12 protein-coding genes are annotated in these 16806 nt (G+C 56.1%); 10 read left to right on the top strand and 2 right to left on the bottom strand.

The window, feature by feature from the left end:
* Entirely contained in the window at positions 1 to 924 is a 924-nt protein-coding gene (locus tag AC2FLG_RS04550; RefSeq protein WP_142636168.1) for a carbohydrate ABC transporter permease, read from the bottom strand.
* 94 nt (positions 925 to 1018) lie between these two features.
* Entirely contained in the window at positions 1019 to 2278 is a 1260-nt protein-coding gene (locus AC2FLG_RS04545) for an ABC transporter substrate-binding protein (RefSeq protein ID WP_142636170.1), read from the bottom strand.
* A gap of 140 nt (positions 2279 to 2418) precedes the next feature.
* On the opposite strand from AC2FLG_RS04545, the gene AC2FLG_RS04540 reads away from it, so the two are divergent.
* The 10 genes from AC2FLG_RS04540 to AC2FLG_RS04495 all read left to right on the top strand — a co-directional run bounded on the left by AC2FLG_RS04540 (position 2419) and on the right by AC2FLG_RS04495 (position 16723).
* Entirely contained in the window at positions 2419 to 3225 is an 807-nt protein-coding gene (locus tag AC2FLG_RS04540) for an IclR family transcriptional regulator (protein ID WP_496705165.1), read from the top strand.
* Entirely contained in the window at positions 3222 to 4280 is a 1059-nt protein-coding gene (locus AC2FLG_RS04535; protein WP_496705164.1) for an ABC transporter ATP-binding protein, read from the top strand. Before AC2FLG_RS04540 ends, AC2FLG_RS04535 begins: the two co-directional genes overlap by 4 nt.
* 159 nt (positions 4281 to 4439) lie before the next feature.
* Positions 4440 to 5399 (top strand): dihydrodipicolinate synthase family protein, encoded by a 960-nt coding sequence (locus AC2FLG_RS04530; protein ID WP_496705162.1) that lies wholly within the window; start codon positions 4440 to 4442, stop codon positions 5397 to 5399.
* Complete coding sequence (locus AC2FLG_RS04525; RefSeq protein ID WP_496677183.1) at positions 5390 to 6322, top strand: 4-hydroxyproline epimerase; 933 nt, start codon at positions 5390 to 5392, stop codon at positions 6320 to 6322. The genes AC2FLG_RS04530 and AC2FLG_RS04525 overlap by 10 nt, the downstream gene beginning before the upstream one ends.
* Entirely contained in the window at positions 6319 to 7557 is a 1239-nt protein-coding gene (locus tag AC2FLG_RS04520; RefSeq protein WP_496705161.1) for an NAD(P)/FAD-dependent oxidoreductase, read from the top strand. Before AC2FLG_RS04525 ends, AC2FLG_RS04520 begins: the two co-directional genes overlap by 4 nt.
* Before the next feature lie 11 nt (positions 7558 to 7568).
* A complete protein-coding gene (locus tag AC2FLG_RS04515; protein ID WP_496705159.1) occupies positions 7569 to 8594 on the top strand; it encodes a trans-3-hydroxy-L-proline dehydratase in 1026 nt (341 codons plus the stop codon).
* 219 nt (positions 8595 to 8813) lie between these two features.
* A complete protein-coding gene (locus AC2FLG_RS04510; protein WP_496705157.1) occupies positions 8814 to 11030 on the top strand; it encodes an NADP-dependent isocitrate dehydrogenase in 2217 nt (738 codons plus the stop codon).
* A 603-nt stretch (positions 11031 to 11633) separates the two neighbouring features.
* Positions 11634 to 12956: an alginate O-acetyltransferase AlgX-related protein gene (locus tag AC2FLG_RS04505; RefSeq protein ID WP_496691356.1), complete on the top strand. Its 1323-nt coding sequence runs from the start codon at positions 11634 to 11636 to the stop codon at positions 12954 to 12956.
* Positions 12957 to 13010: 54 nt separating this feature from the next.
* The gene (locus AC2FLG_RS04500) at positions 13011 to 14576 is read left to right on the top strand and encodes a carbamoyltransferase C-terminal domain-containing protein (RefSeq protein WP_496689396.1); all 1566 of its coding nucleotides are present in this window, start codon (positions 13011 to 13013) and stop codon (positions 14574 to 14576) included.
* Positions 14577 to 14866: 290 nt separating this feature from the next.
* The gene (locus AC2FLG_RS04495) at positions 14867 to 16723 is read left to right on the top strand and encodes a GumC family protein (RefSeq protein ID WP_271948779.1); all 1857 of its coding nucleotides are present in this window, start codon (positions 14867 to 14869) and stop codon (positions 16721 to 16723) included.
* Positions 16724 to 16806 lie beyond the last annotated feature (83 nt).

The following is a 16806-nucleotide window of genomic DNA, read 5'->3' as shown; positions in this document are numbered from 1 at the left end:
TCAGTGCCCCCTTTCTTCGCGGTACATTGACCACAGGAAATAACCGATGAAACACAGCATGATCAGGAACAGGATCACCGCGATAGCCGCGCCATATCCCATGCGGAATCCGTATTCGGACAAGGCGACCTCGAACATGTAATAGGCCAGCACGCGCGATGATCCGAACGGACCGCCCTGTGTCATGATTGAGATCAGGTCAAAGCTGCGAAGCGCACCAATGATGGTGACGACAAAGGCAATGAAGGTGGCAGGGCGGAGTTGCGGCAGGATGATATGCCACAACATCCGCCAGCTCTTGGCACCGTCCAGCCGCCCGGCTTCGATCTGTTCGGGGTCCACAGCGTTGAGGCCGGTCAGGTACAGGATCATGCAATAGGCGGTTTGTGGCCAGAGGCCAGCAAAGATGATGCCATAGGTGACGAAACGCTCGTCGCCCAGCACGTTCACCGGGCCCATGCCAAAGAATCCGAGGAATTCGTTCAACAGGCCGAATGTGGGGTCATAGAACCATGTGAACACTAGGCCAACAACTACCTGAGAAATCACGAAGGGGAAGAAAAACAGGGATTTATACAGGCGGATGCCCCAGACCGTCTGGTTCAGGAACAGCGCAATGAACAGACCCGCCGGAATCGCCGCCAGATAGAGCAGCAACCAGATCAGGTTGTTTTTGAGCGAGATGTAAAAGGCGTCCCGATCCGACCATTCCCAGTACAGGTCTTCATAATTGCGAAATCCGACATATTCTGCAGCCCCCAGGCCGTCCCATTCGTAAAGCGACAGGTTGAAGGACTGAAAGACCGGAATGATCACATAGACCATAAAGAACAACAGGCCCGGGGCCAAAAATAACCAGGGCGCGATGCGCTGTTGGTTTCGGTGGAACCAGCTTTCCTGTTCGTGGGTATCGACGGCGGTCATGGGCGTCCCCGGTTCTGGTAGGCGGAGTAAGGCGGGTTGATACCCGCCTTACGCAGGTCATGGCTCAGGATGGGCTTTGCCAATCCTGACCGGTTCAGTTGTCGTAGATGCGCTGACGCGCCCGTTCGAGTTTGGCCAGGATTTTGTCCGCATTGTCTGGCTTGACCATGAATTCCTGGAAGCCTTCCATCGACGCCTTGGCCATTTCTGCCGGTGCGTCGCGGTCCCAGAACTGGGCGACTCCGCCCGGGCTGTTTGACGACAGCATGGTAAAGCCCTGCTGCAGGAACTTGTCGGCATCTACCGAGGACTGAGCATTGACCGGCAACTGGCCGAGATTCGAGCCATTGTTGATCTCGGTCTGTTCATCCGCAGACACAACGAAGCGCAGGAATTCACGGGCGGCTTCTTTGTTCGCCGCGTTTGACGGGATGTGGAACGTGTCGGTCGGTGCATCTTCGGCCAGTTCGACATCGGGGTTGATGGCAACAAACTGGTAGAAGTCCAGCTGGTCGTCACTCAGGCCCGCCTCACGCAGTGGCGCCACGGCGAAGTTGCCCATCAGATAAGCCGCCGCATCACCGTTGACCATGAAGGGCAGAGCTTCTTGCCAGCTATAGGTCTGGTGGTTGTCGATGAAGGCACCCATATCGATCAGCTGCTTCCAGTTGGCGAAGGTCTGCTTGACCCGGTCATCCTCCCAGCTGATTTCACCATTGGCCAGCTGGTTGTGGAAGTCATAGCCGTTGGTGCGCATGTTCAGGTAGTCGAACCAGCCACCGGCAGTCCACAGGAACTTGGTGCCGATCGTATAGCAGGCGCGACCGGAATCGACGATCTTTTGGCAATTCGCCAGCTCTTCTTCCCAGGTTGCGGGCTCGGTCAGACCCAACTCGTCAAAGATGTCTTTGCGATAATAAACGCCCCACTGATAGTAGGTGTAGGGCACGCCCCATTGTTTGCCGTCGATCGTCATCGCACCTTTGGTTGAGGCCAGATTGTCCGCAATCGCAGGTTCCGCCCACAGGTCCGAGACGTCTTCGAACAGGCCAGCCTCGACATAGGGTTTCATCCGATTCGCCGCGTACCACGTGGCGACATCCGGCGTATCCGCAGTCAAGAAGTTGCGGATCTGGGTTTTGTAGGCCTCGCGGTCGATCACCGTTGTCTCGATGGCCAAATCCGGATGCTGTTGCTGAAATCTGTCGATCATTGCTTCCATCGTGGCCCGGGGTGCCGGGTTCGATGTGTCCAGGAATATCCGCAATTCGCCGGTAAGCTCGGCAGAGGCGGGAACAGCAAGTGCAACGCTCATGGCCAGCGCGGCCGTGGTGCGCTTGTAGATGGAATGCATGGTTTCCTCCCTTAGCTTCCATTTTAGTTCCATATATTGGAACTTAGTTTTATATGTTGAAAACTACACATCGACTCGGTTAGTCTTGTCAAGACCCTCGTGGCTGCGGCCGCAGGTTAATCGGAGGAGACAGAGCGCCCGTGGCAGGTGATGGAACGATAGGGAAAGCATGTGACGTGCTGGATCAGGTGGCCGCGTTTCAGCGGCCAATTCGCTTTGCGGAACTGCTGGAAAGCAGCCGCTTTCCCAAAGCAACGCTGTATCGGTTTCTGCAATCCCTTACCAATCAGGGGATGTTGTCCTATGACCCGGATAGGCAGACCTATGCGCCGGGTTTGAGGCTGGTTCGGCTGGCCCATGCGGCGTGGACGCAAAGCTCACTGGCGCCGATCGCAAGGCCGTTTCTTGATAGGCTCAGCGGTGAAACGGGCGAGACTGTGCATCTGGCGCAGCTTGATTCTGGTCAGGTTCTGTATGTCGATAAGCGCAATGCTGCCCAGCCGGTTGAGATGTATTCACAGGCGGGCAAGGTCGGACCGGCCTATTGTACAGGTGTGGGCAAGGCGATGATGGCCTTTCTGGACGAGGCTGAGCTGAACAAGGTGATCTCACAGCAAAGCTTTCACCGGTTTACGGATAAGACCTTGGCCTCGGAAGCTGCGCTGCGGTCCGATCTAGAGCTGATCCACAGCCGGGGCTACGCCCTGGACGATGAAGAACACGAGACGGGGATCATTTGTGTTGCCTGCCCGATCCGAACGCCGGGCGGGCGGATGCTGGGTGCAATATCGGTGACCGGCTCGACCGAGCGGATGAATTTCGACCAGCTCGAGGCTTGGATTCCCCGCGTGCGCCGGGTGGCCGAACAAATCGCGGCCGAAGCTCAGGCCTGGCGGTTCCCTGAAACACGCCCCGATGGCCAGAAGGACAGGATACAAGCGACATGACCGGAGTAACTCTGAACCAAACGATCAAACGTTACGGCCAGACGCAGGTGATACACGGTATCGACCTCGAAATTGAGGATGGTGAATTCTGTGTCTTTGTCGGCCCATCGGGATGTGGAAAATCCACTTTGTTGCGGATGATCGCAGGGCTTGAGGAAACGACCGAAGGCCAAATTCACATCGGCGCGCGCGAGGTGACACATCAGGACCCTGCGAAACGGGGCGTGGCGATGGTGTTCCAGACCTATGCCCTGTACCCGCATATGACTGTGGCCGAGAATATGGGGTTTGGCCTGCGGATGAACGGCGTGGCCAAAGCCGAGATCGACAGGAAGGTTCAGGAAGCCTCGGGTATCCTGAAGCTGGACCAGTACCTGAAGCGCAAACCCAAGGCCCTGTCGGGTGGTCAGCGCCAACGCGTTGCCATCGGGCGTGCGATTGTGCGCGGCCCCGAGGTGTTTCTGTTCGATGAACCTCTGTCCAACCTGGACGCCGAATTGCGCGTTGAGATGCGTGTGGAAATTGCCCGGCTTCACAATGAAATTGGCGCGACCATGATCTATGTGACTCACGATCAGGTCGAGGCGATGACCATGGCCGATAAGATCGTGGTGCTGCGCGATGGTCGGATCGAACAGGTTGGTGCGCCGATGGATCTGTATCGGGATCCAGATAACAAGTTTGTAGCAGGGTTCATTGGCTCGCCTGCCATGAATTTTCTGGATTGCGACATCGTTGATGGTCAGGTGACTCATCCGGCGATCACTCAGCCTCTGCCTGTCCCAGCATCGGTTCCTTTGGGTCTGTCTCGGGTCACGCTGGGTATCCGCCCGGAACATATTCAGGTTGATCGGTCGGGCGATACCTGCACCGTTGATCTGACCGAGGCGCTTGGCGGCGTCAGCTATTCCTATTTGCTGACATCGAATGGCGACAAGCTTATCGTTGAAGAGCGCGAAGACGAGCGCAGTAAGCAGGGTACACGCATCGGTATTTCGATCCGCCGGGAACGCACCATGCTGTTTGATCCTGAAACCGGTCTGCGGTTGAGATAATCGCCGTTTAGACAGTCAAAAACACCCGCGTCAGACGAAAGGTCCAACGCGGGCTTTTTGCGTCGAATTATGTATGGATTTTGTATCCAATATCCGTTATCGCGTGAAAACGGGCGCATGACGCCTATCTGGACCCCTGTAACTAGAGGATAGCACCGTATGTCGACCAATGTATTTAGCGGTACGATGCCCGCGCTCATGACCCCTTGCTCGGCGGATCGGCAGCCGGATTTCGACGCACTTGTTCGCAAGGGCAAGCAAATGATCGACGCAGGCATGTCTGCGGTTGTCTATTGCGGATCCATGGGCGACTGGCCGCTTTTGACGGATGCACAGCGCATGGAAGGGGTGGAACGTCTGGTGGATGCCGGGTTGCCGGTTGTGGTCGGAACCGGGGCAATCAACACCAAATCCGCCGAGGCCCACGCAGCACATGCGCAAAAGGTCGGCGCTGTCGGGTTGATGGTCATTCCCCGGGTTCTGTCCCGAGGGAGCTCATCAACTGCGCAAAAGAACCATTTCAAGGCAATCCTGTCTGCTGCGCCGGACGTGCCGGCAATTATCTACAACAGCCCATATTATGGTTTCGCAACAAAGGCTGATCTGTTCTTTGCCCTGCGCGCCGAACACCCTAACCTCATTGGGTTCAAGGAATTCGGAGGCAAGGACGATCTGCGCTATGCAGCGGAAAACATCACGAGTCAGGATGATGATGTGACGTTGATGGTGGGTGTGGACACCGAGGTTTACCACGGTTTCGTCAACTGTGGTGCAACCGGGTCGATCACCGGGATCGGAACGGCCCTCCCACGTGAGGCGTTGCTGTTGGCTGCGCTTTCTCAAAAGGCCGCGCGGGGCGATGCCGAAGCCCGGTTACGGGCGCAAGAACTGACCGAGGCCATTCAGGTGCTGTCCAGTTTTGATGAGGGTCCGGATCTTGTGCTGTATTACAAGCATCTTCTGGTGTTGAACGGGGAAGAGGAATACCGCCTGCATTTCAATGAAACTGATGCCCTGACAGATGCACAGCGGAATTATTGCGAACAGCAATACGCGTTGTTTGGGGCTTGGTTCGCCGATTGGTTGAAACTAGGTGGGGTGATCGCAGAATGCATGTGATCGACAGCCACACCGGAGGAGAACCGACCCGGGTCATCCTCGATGGTGCACCAGATCTGGGCTCTGGCCCTCTGGCTGAACGCGCCCGGCGGCTGGACACCGAATACAGGGATTTCTATCGTTCGGTCATGCTTGAACCGCGCGGACAACCGGCCATGGTTGCGGCCTTGTTGGTGGAACCGGTTGATCCAACCTGTGTCACCGGCGTGATCTATTTTGATGTCGATGCTGTTTTGGGAATGTGCGGCCACGGAACCATTGGCCTGACCGTGACACTGGCGCATCTTGGTCGGATCGATGTTGGAATACATCGGATCGAAACGCCAGCCGGAGTTGTCACGGTCGAGCTGCACGATGCAAATACTGTCACGGTCACGAATATCGAAAGCCGCCGCGTTCACAGCGACATTTCACTTCATGTGCCCGGTTTCGGTGAGGTTGCAGGGGATGTGGCCTATGGTGGAAACTGGTTCTTTATCGTCGATCCAAGCCCGCTTTCCGTCATTCCGGCCAATATTCTGGAACTGACCGATAGGGCCGTTGCTATCCGCAAAGCCTCGATCGCGCAGGGGGTTGGCGGTGAGAAGGGTGAACCGATTGACCATGTAATCTTTCAGGACGCATCGCCCGAGCACGCGATTCACAGCCGCAACTTTGTTCTGTGCCCGGATGACAATTACGACCGGTCGCCCTGTGGCACCGGCAGCTCTGCTCGGCTGGCCTGTCTGGCCGCTGAGGGTCTATTGGCCCCGGGGGAGGAAATCGTCCAGCAAAGTGTGATCGGCAGCACCTATCGCTTGTCCTATCAGGCTGGGTCCAATGGCGGTGTCATCCCCTCGATCACCGGGCAGGCCTATGTCATGGCGGAGTCGCGGTTGATTTTTGAAGCGGCTGATCCATTCCGTTCGGGGATTGAGGTATGACCCAGCAGATCGTCGTCATCGGAGCTGGTGTGATTGGCATGACCATTGCGCTGGAACTACAGCGCCGGGGTCATGCCGTGTTGGTCCTGGACAAGGAAGGCGTCGCCGCGCAGACCTCGGCCGGAAATGCCGGGGCCTTTGCTTTTTCCGAGGTTGAGCCTCTGGCAACGCCCGGCATCATGAAAAAGGCACCGAAGTGGCTGCTGGACCCGTTGGGGCCGTTGTCGATCCCGCCTGCATATGCATTGCAGATTGCGCCCTGGATGTACCGTTTCTGGCGCGCGAGCCAGCCCGGTCGCTATGCCGAGCTGTTGGCCGCTCAGGCCAGCCTCATGAAAGTGTCCAGCGCCGCGCTTGAACGGTTGATCCCAGCGGTTGACGGCGAGGCGATGATGCAGCGTGACGGTCAGATGCAGCTCTATGAATCCGAGGCCGAATACCGCGCAAGCCTGCCCGCCTGGGAGGTGCGCCGCCAGCATGGTATCGACTTTGAATTGCTGGAAAGCCCTCAGGCGATTGCCGAAAAACAGCCGGGCCTCAGCCCTCGGTTCACTCATGCAGGATTTACGCCCAACTGGTTGAATACCGTTGATCCCAAGAAATGGGTCGAGCGCCTTGCCCAGACCTTTCAAAGCCGGCAAGGCCGGATCGAGCGGTGCGATATTCAGGCGTTAGTGCCACAGCAAAGCGGCATGCGCCTTGAAACGGCGGAAGGGCCCGTGGACGCGGCGAAAGTGGTCGTGGCTGCTGGCGCATGGTCTCATCACATCGCTAGAACTCTTGGTGACCGGTTCCCGCTTGAAACCGAGCGTGGATACAACACGACCCTGCCCGAAGGTGCATTTGATCTGCGGATGCACTTGTCCTTCTCGCGGCATGGGTTCGTTGCCAGCCGGATCAACAATGGCGTCAGGATCGGCGGCGCGGTCGAGTTGGGCGGTCTGAACCTCGCCCCCAATTTCAAACGAGCCGACACGTTATTGCACAAAGCCGAAGAGTTTCTACCCGGCCTCAAGACCGAAGGAGGCACGCAATGGATGGGGTTCCGGCCGTCGATGCCTGACAGCATCCCGGTCATCGGTATTTCTCCAAATGCGTCCGGCGTGTTCTATGCGTTCGGCCATGGGCATCTTGGGCTGACCCAATCCGCAGGCACGGCCGAACTTGTTGGGGCCATGGTTGACCGTCAGGCCCCCCCGATATCGCCAGCCCCCTTTGCTGCTGGCCGGTTCTGAGGGAGGGGGTCGTGCGCAGCATCAAAACCCTCCACGTCATTTCTGCCCATGCCGAGGGCGAGGTTGGCGACGTCATCGTCGGCGGTGTTCTTCCGCCACCCGGTGATACCTTGTGGGAGCAGCGGTCGTTCATCGCCCGCGACCAGTCCCTGCGCAACTTTGTCCTGAACGAACCGCGCGGAGGCGTGTTTCGCCATGTGAACCTGTTGGTGCCGCCCAAACATCCGAAGGCAGATGCCGGGTTCATTATCATGGAGCCCGAAGACACACCGCCCATGTCTGGTTCAAACTCGATCTGTGTGGGCACCGTGCTGCTGGATAGCGGGATCATTCCGATGCAGGAACCGGTTACACATCTGACGCTTGAGGCACCGGGCGGGCTGGTCTCGGTGCGTGCCGAATGCCGGAATGGAAAGGCTGAGCGCATATTTGTGCAGAACCTGCCCAGCTTTGCAGACCGGATCTCCGTTCCGCTTGAGGTGCCGGGCCTTGGTACCCTGACCGTGGACACGGCCTATGGGGGCGACAGTTTCGTGGTCGTCGATGCAGCGGCGCTTGGGTTCGACATTGTACAAGACGAAGCGCGTGACATTGCGCGGTTGGGTGTAGCGATCACCAATGCGGCCAACGAACAAATTGGGTTTACGCATCCCGAAAACCCGGACTGGAATCACATTTCATTCTGCGCTTTTTGTGGCCCGACCGAGCGGGTCGCAAATGGCCTGCGCGGAAAATCCGCTGTGGCGATCCAGCCGGGCAAAGTTGATCGGTCCCCTACCGGTACCGCAGTTTCTGCCCGTATGGCCTTGATGGCCGCCAAGGGAGAAATGGCGGTCGGGCAAACTTTCCAGGCGGTTTCGATCATAGGCTCGTCTTTCACCGGACAGATCGTCGAGGCCACAACGATCGGGGGGCGTGCCGCGATCATTCCCGAGATCAGTGGCCGCGGATGGATTACCGGTACACATCAACACATGCTTGACCCGGACGATCCCTGGCCGGGCGGATATAAGCTCAGCGATACTTGGGGCGTCTGAATTTTGCCCATTGGCAAGCAGTTTTGATGATTTTCCGCAAACCGTGTCAAAATGCGCGGTCTCTGGCGATTGATCCCAAGCCAAACGTCATTTAAGGGAGGCCCTGTCAATACAGAGTCATCCCGGGACGGCAGTCTTGTTACGTCCCTTACGCGCCACATCGACGTGGCCCCAACTCTTGGATCGCACGCCCCGAAAGGCTTAAAAAGGTAAAAGAATATGGCAGATAAATCGAACTTCGACATATTGTATACCATTGTAGACGAAGCGCCCGAGCTGGCCAGCGCCTCATTCCTACCCATCATTCGAAAGTTTGCATCCGCCGCCGGTGTCAGCGTCGGAACCAAGGATATTTCACTTGCTGGGCGGATTATTTCGACCTTCCCCGAAAAGCTGACAGATGCGCAGCGCATCACCGATGATCTGGCCGCATTGGGTGAGTTGGTGAAGACACCCGATGCCAATGTGATCAAGCTGCCCAACATCTCGGCCTCGGTGCCGCAGCTGGTGGCCGCCGTCGAAGAGTTGCAAGCACAGGGTTATGACATCCCGAGCTATCCCGAAGAACCTGCGACTGACGAAGAAAAAGCGATCCGCACGCGGTATGATGCTATCAAGGGTTCGGCTGTGAACCCGGTTCTGCGCGAAGGTAACAGCGACCGTCGCGCCGCGCGCGCCGTCAAGAATTATGCCCAGAAGAACCCGCATTCGATGGGTACATGGGCCGCTGACAGCAAGACTAAAGTCTCGTCCATGTCCGGCAATGATTTCTACGCGAACGAGAAATCGGCCACCATCACTGCGGCGCAAGCCGGTGACGCCAAAATCGAATTTGTCGGACAAGACGGCAGTACTACGGTTCTGAAAGACGGCTGGCCGCTGGCCGAGGGCACCGTTGCCGATGCGACCTTCATGTCCGTCAATGCGCTGTCGTCTTTCCTGGCCGAGGCCATCGAAGACACCAAAAAAGACGGCACCATGTTCTCGCTTCACCTGAAGGCCACAATGATGAAGGTCAGCGACCCGATCATCTTCGGCTATGCGGTTAAGGCGTGGCTTGCCCCGGTATTCGAGGCCTATGGCGCTGAACTGGATGCGCTGGGTGTGAACCCGAACTCGGGTCTGGGCGATCTGCTGGAGCGGGTTGCAGGCAACGCCGATATCATGGCCGCCATTGACGCGATCAAGGGCGACCGCCCGTCCATGTATATGGTTGACAGCGACAAGGGTATCACCAACCTGCACGTGCCGTCTGATGTGATCATCGACGCCTCGATGCCTGCCGTGATCCGTGCTGGTGGCAAGGGTTGGGACGAAACCGGGTCCAAGGGTGACACCAACTGTGTGATCCCCGACCGCTGCTATGCGTCTATTTATGATGAATCCGTCAAATTCTTCAAAGCCAATGGCGCGCTGAACCCAGCCACCGTCGGAGCTGTGGCCAATGTGGGTCTGATGGCACAGAAAGCCGAAGAATACGGCAGCCACCCGACAACATTCCAGGCGCCTGCGAATGGGACCATTCGCATCGTTCTGGCCAATGGCGAGACACTGCACGAACACGCGGTTGAAGAGGGCGACATCTGGCGTGCCTGCACCGTGAAGAAGGCTCCGATTGAGAACTGGATTCAACTGGCGATGGACCGTCAGCGTCTGACCGGATCCGAGGCGATCTTCTGGCTGGATGCAAACCGTGCCCATGATGCCGAACTGATCAAATCCGTCCAACCCGCACTGGAAGCTGCTGGCGTGGCGGACAAGTTCCAAATCCTGGCACCGCGTGAGGCGACCCGCCAGTCGTTGGAGACCATCACCGCCGGTAACGACAGCATCGCCATCACCGGCAACGTGCTGCGTGACTATCTGACCGACCTGTTCCCGATCCTTGAGTTGGGCACCTCGGCCAAGATGCTGTCGATCGTCAAGCTGATGCAGGGCGGCGGATTGTTCGAAACCGGCGCGGGTGGGTCTGCCCCGAAACACGTGCAGCAGTTGGTTGAGGAAAACCACCTGCGCTGGGACTCGATGGGTGAGTTCTGCGCGCTTGGCGAGTCTTTGAATTTCCTGGCCGACAGCAAAGGCAACGCCAAAGCCGGAGTTCTTGGCGCCGCTGCCGAGGCCGCAACGCAGGGCATTCTGGACAACAACAAGTCGCCCAGCCGCAAAGTCGGGCAACCGGATAACCGCGACAGCCACTATTGGTTCGCGCGCTATTGGGCCGAGGCGCTGGCCGCGCAATCCGATGATGCTGATCTGGCTGCCGAGTTCGCGCCGATTGCTGCAGAGTTGGCCGCGAAAGAACAGCAGATCCTATCCGAACTGGCCAACGCGCAAGGGGCAGCGGCAGATCTGGGTGGTTACTATCACACCAACCCGACCAAGACTGCAGCAGTCATGCGCCCGAGCGCGACACTCAATGGTATCATTGACGGGTAATCCAGGTGCCCTGTCCTGATTTGGGCAGGGTTCTGAACCTGACGTAAAAACTAAAAAGGGACCGACCCCCAAAGTCAGTCCCTTTTTGAGCGAGTGGGGAGGCCGAAGCCTCTCCGGTGTAGTTGCGTTAACTGTAACAAAACCCTGCTGGCTGGATATTAGGGGTTTCCCGTATATTCATCCGTCTGCTGTGCCGCTGACGATACACCCGCCAAAATCATTGTCCTCCGGCGACGGAAAGGACTATGTCGCCGTACTGAATTCGGGAACAATAGGCCGTACAAGGACGGATTATGCGTGCAATGTGATAGCGCCGTGCGCCCACTAGGCGTTGAAAGAGCGGGTGATTTGCTTTTCGGCATAACGGTGGTAAAAAAATCTGGTTTTGTTTTGTATTCGAGTGTTGTGTGCTGTGTGTATTTATCCTGTTGTTTTTGAGCGTTTTTCATATTCTAGAGGGTCAGGCGATGCGTCTGCTTCCTGCGCTTTTCAGGCCGCCGCAGAAAAGCTTGCCGATGATACGCAAATCGGTTCAACTGAATTCGCCCGGTTTCGCCGTTAATGACGGCAAATGTCGATATCGGTCGAAAGGGACCAGATGGAATGACTGAAAAAACCCGCAGTTCGCGTTTCGGGTCAATCCTATGTCTGGTCGCCGCTCTCTATTTCTTTGGGGTCGTCGCATATGCACTGGTAAATTCAGCGGAATTTGCCAATGGAACAGCGCGGTTGATCCGATACATACTGGCTCCGGGCGCGATTGGGCTGGCCCTGGCCTTGTGCGCGGCCTTCTTGTCGAACGAAGCCAGGCTGACTGTTGGTTTGAGCGCGGTATCGCTTTTGGCGGCTCTGTTTGCATTTGAGGCCTATCTGACCATCAAAATAATCCCCGGACGCCTAGGGCTAGTCGGATTTGTCGGCGATGAGGTAAGCGTCGAAGAATACAAGGAAAACTTGCCTCCGGGCAGGACAATGAAACATGTAAACGATGCGCTGGATACACAACTGCTCGAAACTGCGTATCTGGCCCCCATGCCGGGTGACAAGATGCTATTGTGCTCGGTGTTGGGCGAGCCGGTGACCTACACGCCGGATCGTCTGGGGTTTCGCAATCCACCATCGGTCTATGAAAACGATGTGAGTGTGATGCTGCTGGGTGACTCGTTTTCCGAGGGGTTCTGCCTGAGAGAGGGTGAGCATCTGGCGGATAAGCTGCGTCAGGGCATGCCGAACCTGCTTAACACCGGGCACAGGGGCATTGGCCCGCTGTATCAACTGGCGGTTTTGGGCCGGTACGGGCCAGAGTTCCAGCCCGACCTCACGCTTTTCTCTTTCTTTGCGGGCAATGACTGGCGCAATCTGGAACGAGAGCTTGAGAAGCCATGGTTGAGCGCAGCACTAGACCCGGCTGTAGATTTTGGCCCAATCGAGCATCCGGACCAGTCGGAATTAACCGCACCGGTGATATCCGGATGGTGGGCAGAGACTACTTTATCCTGGGGCGATTACCTGCGGGCGCAACGGGTGTTCAGAAACTTTCTGGCATTGCAGAAAACGGCCGAGATCCTTGGGATTCACTATCCCAAGGCAACTGATGAAAATCCGGTATTTACCGATGTTCTGATGCGGGCAAAACAGATTACATCAGAATGGGATGGTGAGATTGCCATTGTGTATGTTCCGACGGTCAGCCGCTATATGGGTCTGGTCGCCCAGCCCTTTATCCACGACCCGCTGCGAGTATTGGTGAAAGATGCGGCTGCGCAGGCTGGGCTGGACGTGATAGACTTAACGGATGTTATCGAAATGCAAGAGGATCCGGCATCGTATTATGCGCCGGATTCTCATTTCAACGAAGCAGGCGCAGAACTGGCCGCTCGGGCAATTACAGAGGGGCTGCGCCAACGCAATTTGATAGAACAGTAACGAATTGGTGTGTTTTGCCAGGACCGCGCAACAAGCGCGGTAAAGAGGTGTGAAATGAAGATTTTGTCATTCAAGTCGGGTCACGACGGTACGGTTGCGGGTATTGATGCCCAAAACGGCAACCTGCTGTTTTCCTATGAATCCGAGAAAGACAGTTTTCCCCGCAACACGTCAGTCACACCGGATACATTTATCGACTCTGGCCTGTGGTTCCGGGACTTGCCTGATATCCTGGCCCTTAGCGGCTGGTCAACGACCGGAACACAACATGTGACGACCTCGGGGGCAGGGTATTTCGGCATTGGCGAAGATGCTCAGACCGTGGGGAAACGGACGTTTTTTGGCAAAGAGATCGACTATTTCTCATCGACCCATGAAAGGGCACATATCTGGGGCGCTTATGGGATGTCTCCGTTTCGTCAAGGTGAACCTTGTTATGTGTTGGTTTGGGAAGACACGCTTGGCGATTTCTACAAGATTGATGAAGATCTAAAGCTGTCTCATGTCGGTCGGGTGATGACCGGGCCCGGTGCCCGATATTCGTTCCTGAGCGCACTGGTTGATCCCGATTATCCCGTGCTTTCGCGTGAACAACGGCGTGAAGACCCCGGGAGGATGATGGCGGCATGTGCCTATGCAGAGCCCGGTTCACATGACGCGGATGAACATGCGCTGATAGATTATCTTTTGTCAGATCAGCCATTGGCCGAGATTCTACGCAAGGACCGTCTGACCGATTCCCCGTTTTTCAACGTCGGAATGCACAGTCAGCAGTTCAGCAATCTTGCACAGAAACTCTCGGATGCGATTTTTTCACGGTTCCTTGCCTTTGCCGAACAGAACCTGACAGAGGGCTATCCGCTGGTGATTGCCGGCGGATGTGGATTGAACTGCGATTGGAACACTAAGTGGCAGAATTGCGGCTTGTTCCGAGATGTATTTGTACCACCTTGCAGCAGTGATTCCGGCTGCGCCATAGGAACTGCGGTTGATGCCATGCGCCACTATACGGGCCAGGCAAAGCTGGATTGGACGGTTTATTCCGGACAGTCCTTTGTGGATGATAAAATCGACAGTAGCGGCATGCGGGTCAGCGAGCTGCGTCTGAACGATGTCGCGGACGCGTTGATGTCCGGTGAGCTCATCGGTTGGGCCAGAGGGAACTGTGAAATCGGTCCGCGCGCATTGGGCAACCGCTCGATTCTGGCGGCCCCGTTCTGGGCCGAATCCCGCGTGCGCCTGAACAGGGCTAAAAACCGGCCGGATACAAGCCCCGTGGCCCCATCCTGCCTTGAGGAAGATGTCAGCCAGCATTTTGAGTGGGAAAACTCCGCGCCTTATATGTTGCATCTGCAGAAGGTGACCAATCAGAACCTGGCCGCGATCACGCATGTAGACGGAACAGCAAGGGTCCAAACAGTCCGCCGGGATCAGAATGCTTTCTTTTACGACCTGCTGAACGCATTCAAGTCGGCTTCGGGCACGGGTGTATTGTGCAATACGTCACTGAACTTTCGCGGAGCGGGGTTCATAAACAAAACCAGTGATCTGCATCACTATGCAAGATCGGCAAAGCTGGACGGCTTTGTCGCAGGAAACACGTTTTACAGGTTTAACTAGTAATATTGGCGCGCTTGCGGTGTCGCCGCACTTTTGGAGGTTAAGTACTTTGTCGTATGAATCAGGTCTGCAAAACTTTGAAAGACGCCGCCTCTTAGCTTCTGCAACAGCAAGGATTCCGGCCTATTGTCTCTTGTGTGGAAACATTGAGCAAATAACGACAAGAAAACTCGGAAAAATGGCCAAGCTGTCCAATCATTAGGATAAGAATTCGTTCGAACATGGGCGCAGCATCAAAGATTTGTATTTCAGGCGACGGTGATCTTGGTCGCTACAAGGGACGATAGAGAATGGATCAAAACCATATCGCAAACCAATTTGGCCAGCAGCGTCTGGATGGCATATGGCGGATGATTTACCGTCATCTGAAGTTGATCCTCGGAGTGACCGCAGCTGTGATCGTCGGCACGTTTATGGTCGTCAATCAACTGGACCCAAGATACAAATCCCGCGCCGAAATCGTTCTCACATCTCTGGATATGCGCGTCCGCGCCGACAGTGTCGAACTTGAATCCTACGAGCTGACCCGCACTTTGATTGAAACCGAAATCGACATCCTGCGGTCACGAGAGTTTGCGGCAGAGGTCGCCCTGGCGCTGGACCTGTTCGAGAATGAGGCTTTTGCCGGGGCGCAAAACCCCGCAAATCCGCAATCCACATCCGTTATCCGCAATCGTGTAATCGACAATACACTGTCGACATATAACGTACTTCGGCAAGGAGAGAGCCTTGCGATTGAGATCATCTCAACAGCCGAAGACCCGCAGCTGGCAGCCGATATTGCCAATACAGTTGCAGAAACCTTTATCCTTCGCCTGCAGCAGCGGCGGCAGCAAGGTCTTTCATCTTCCATTTCTTTTCTTAAGGACCGCGTAAATGAACTGGGTGACGAACTGACCCGTGACGAACTTCAGATGGCGGCCTTTATTCTTGAAGAAAATCTGGCGGATGAATCCGTGCCGGGTAGGCTTCGGTCGGAACTTGCGCGGCTGAACTCGCAAAAAGATGTGCATGAGATCAACGGAGCCAGCAGCGAAGAGGTCAACAAAATTGCTGACCAGATTGCCGTTGTTGAACAGGCATTACGCAGCCGGACCGGTTCGGAAATAGCATTGCTGCGGATGGAACGCGCGCTAGAGCTTCTTCGGATCCGGTATCAGACGACGATTGAAAAACTGAATGATTTCGAAACCCAGCAACAGTTTCTTGGCCAGGCGGTTCAGCAGGTTTCGGTTGCTCATGCGCCGACTTCGGCATTCTGGCCGAATACCAAAGTCGCCGTCGCAGTCAGCGCGATTGTCGGGTTCTCTCTGGCCTTTGTGATCGCCCTGTTGATGGAGGGCAGCAACACGCGGATCGTCAACGAAAACCAGATCGAACAGCAAACCGATCTGACCAATTTGGGTTTCCTGCCGGATACAGTGATGGATTCGGACACGGATGGTCAGCAGGAGTTGTTGCGCTTTATCCGTGATCAGGGCCGCTCGCCTTATGTCGAGGCGCTGCGCAGTGTTTTGACCATGTGGTTTAACACAAATGATGACGGCAGCATCGTCATGGTTACCTCTGGTGTTCCTGGAGAAGGCAAGACCGTGGTTGCGGTTTCGCTGGCCCTAGTGGCGGGTACAGATGGGATGCGCGTTCTATTGTTGGATATGGATAACCACCGTTGCCGTGCCTCAAAAACACTCGGTCTTACCGGGGCGGCCCCGGTCGAGATCGAGGACGCGCTGAGCGGTGCCGTGCAACCCAGCCAGATTTATGTCGATGGCGAACGGGTACCGGGGGTTTCGTCGATCAGTCTGAACCTGCGTCCAAAAATATCCCGCAAACAGTTGATGCAGCAACTTGGCGAATACGGGCGCATGTTGCGCAATCAGTACGATCTTGTGTTGGTCGATACGCCGCCGACATTGGTCATTGATGACACGATCCGACTTGGACCGCTTGTCGACGGTACGTTCCTGGTGGTGCGCTGGGGGCAGACCACCGAAAAAATTCTCAAGGATGCAATCGAAAAGCTGCGGATGAGCAATATCAAGATTTCCGGTACGATCATGAATGGTGTGAACATGCGGAAGCAAAGGCAATATGGGTATGGTGCCTATACATATCATTACTCGGATGAGCCTGGGAAAAGCAGCTGATTACGGTTCGCAGACCCTTGTAGGATTTGTTAGATTGGTGATTGGGTATTGGTTTTTATTTGCGAAAATGAGGGCACAGCGCC

Source organism: Ruegeria sp. CDSA193, assembly GCF_059611885.1.
The sequence above is the reverse complement of the archived record's forward strand: the minus strand, read 5'-3'. Positions and strand labels throughout refer to the sequence as shown.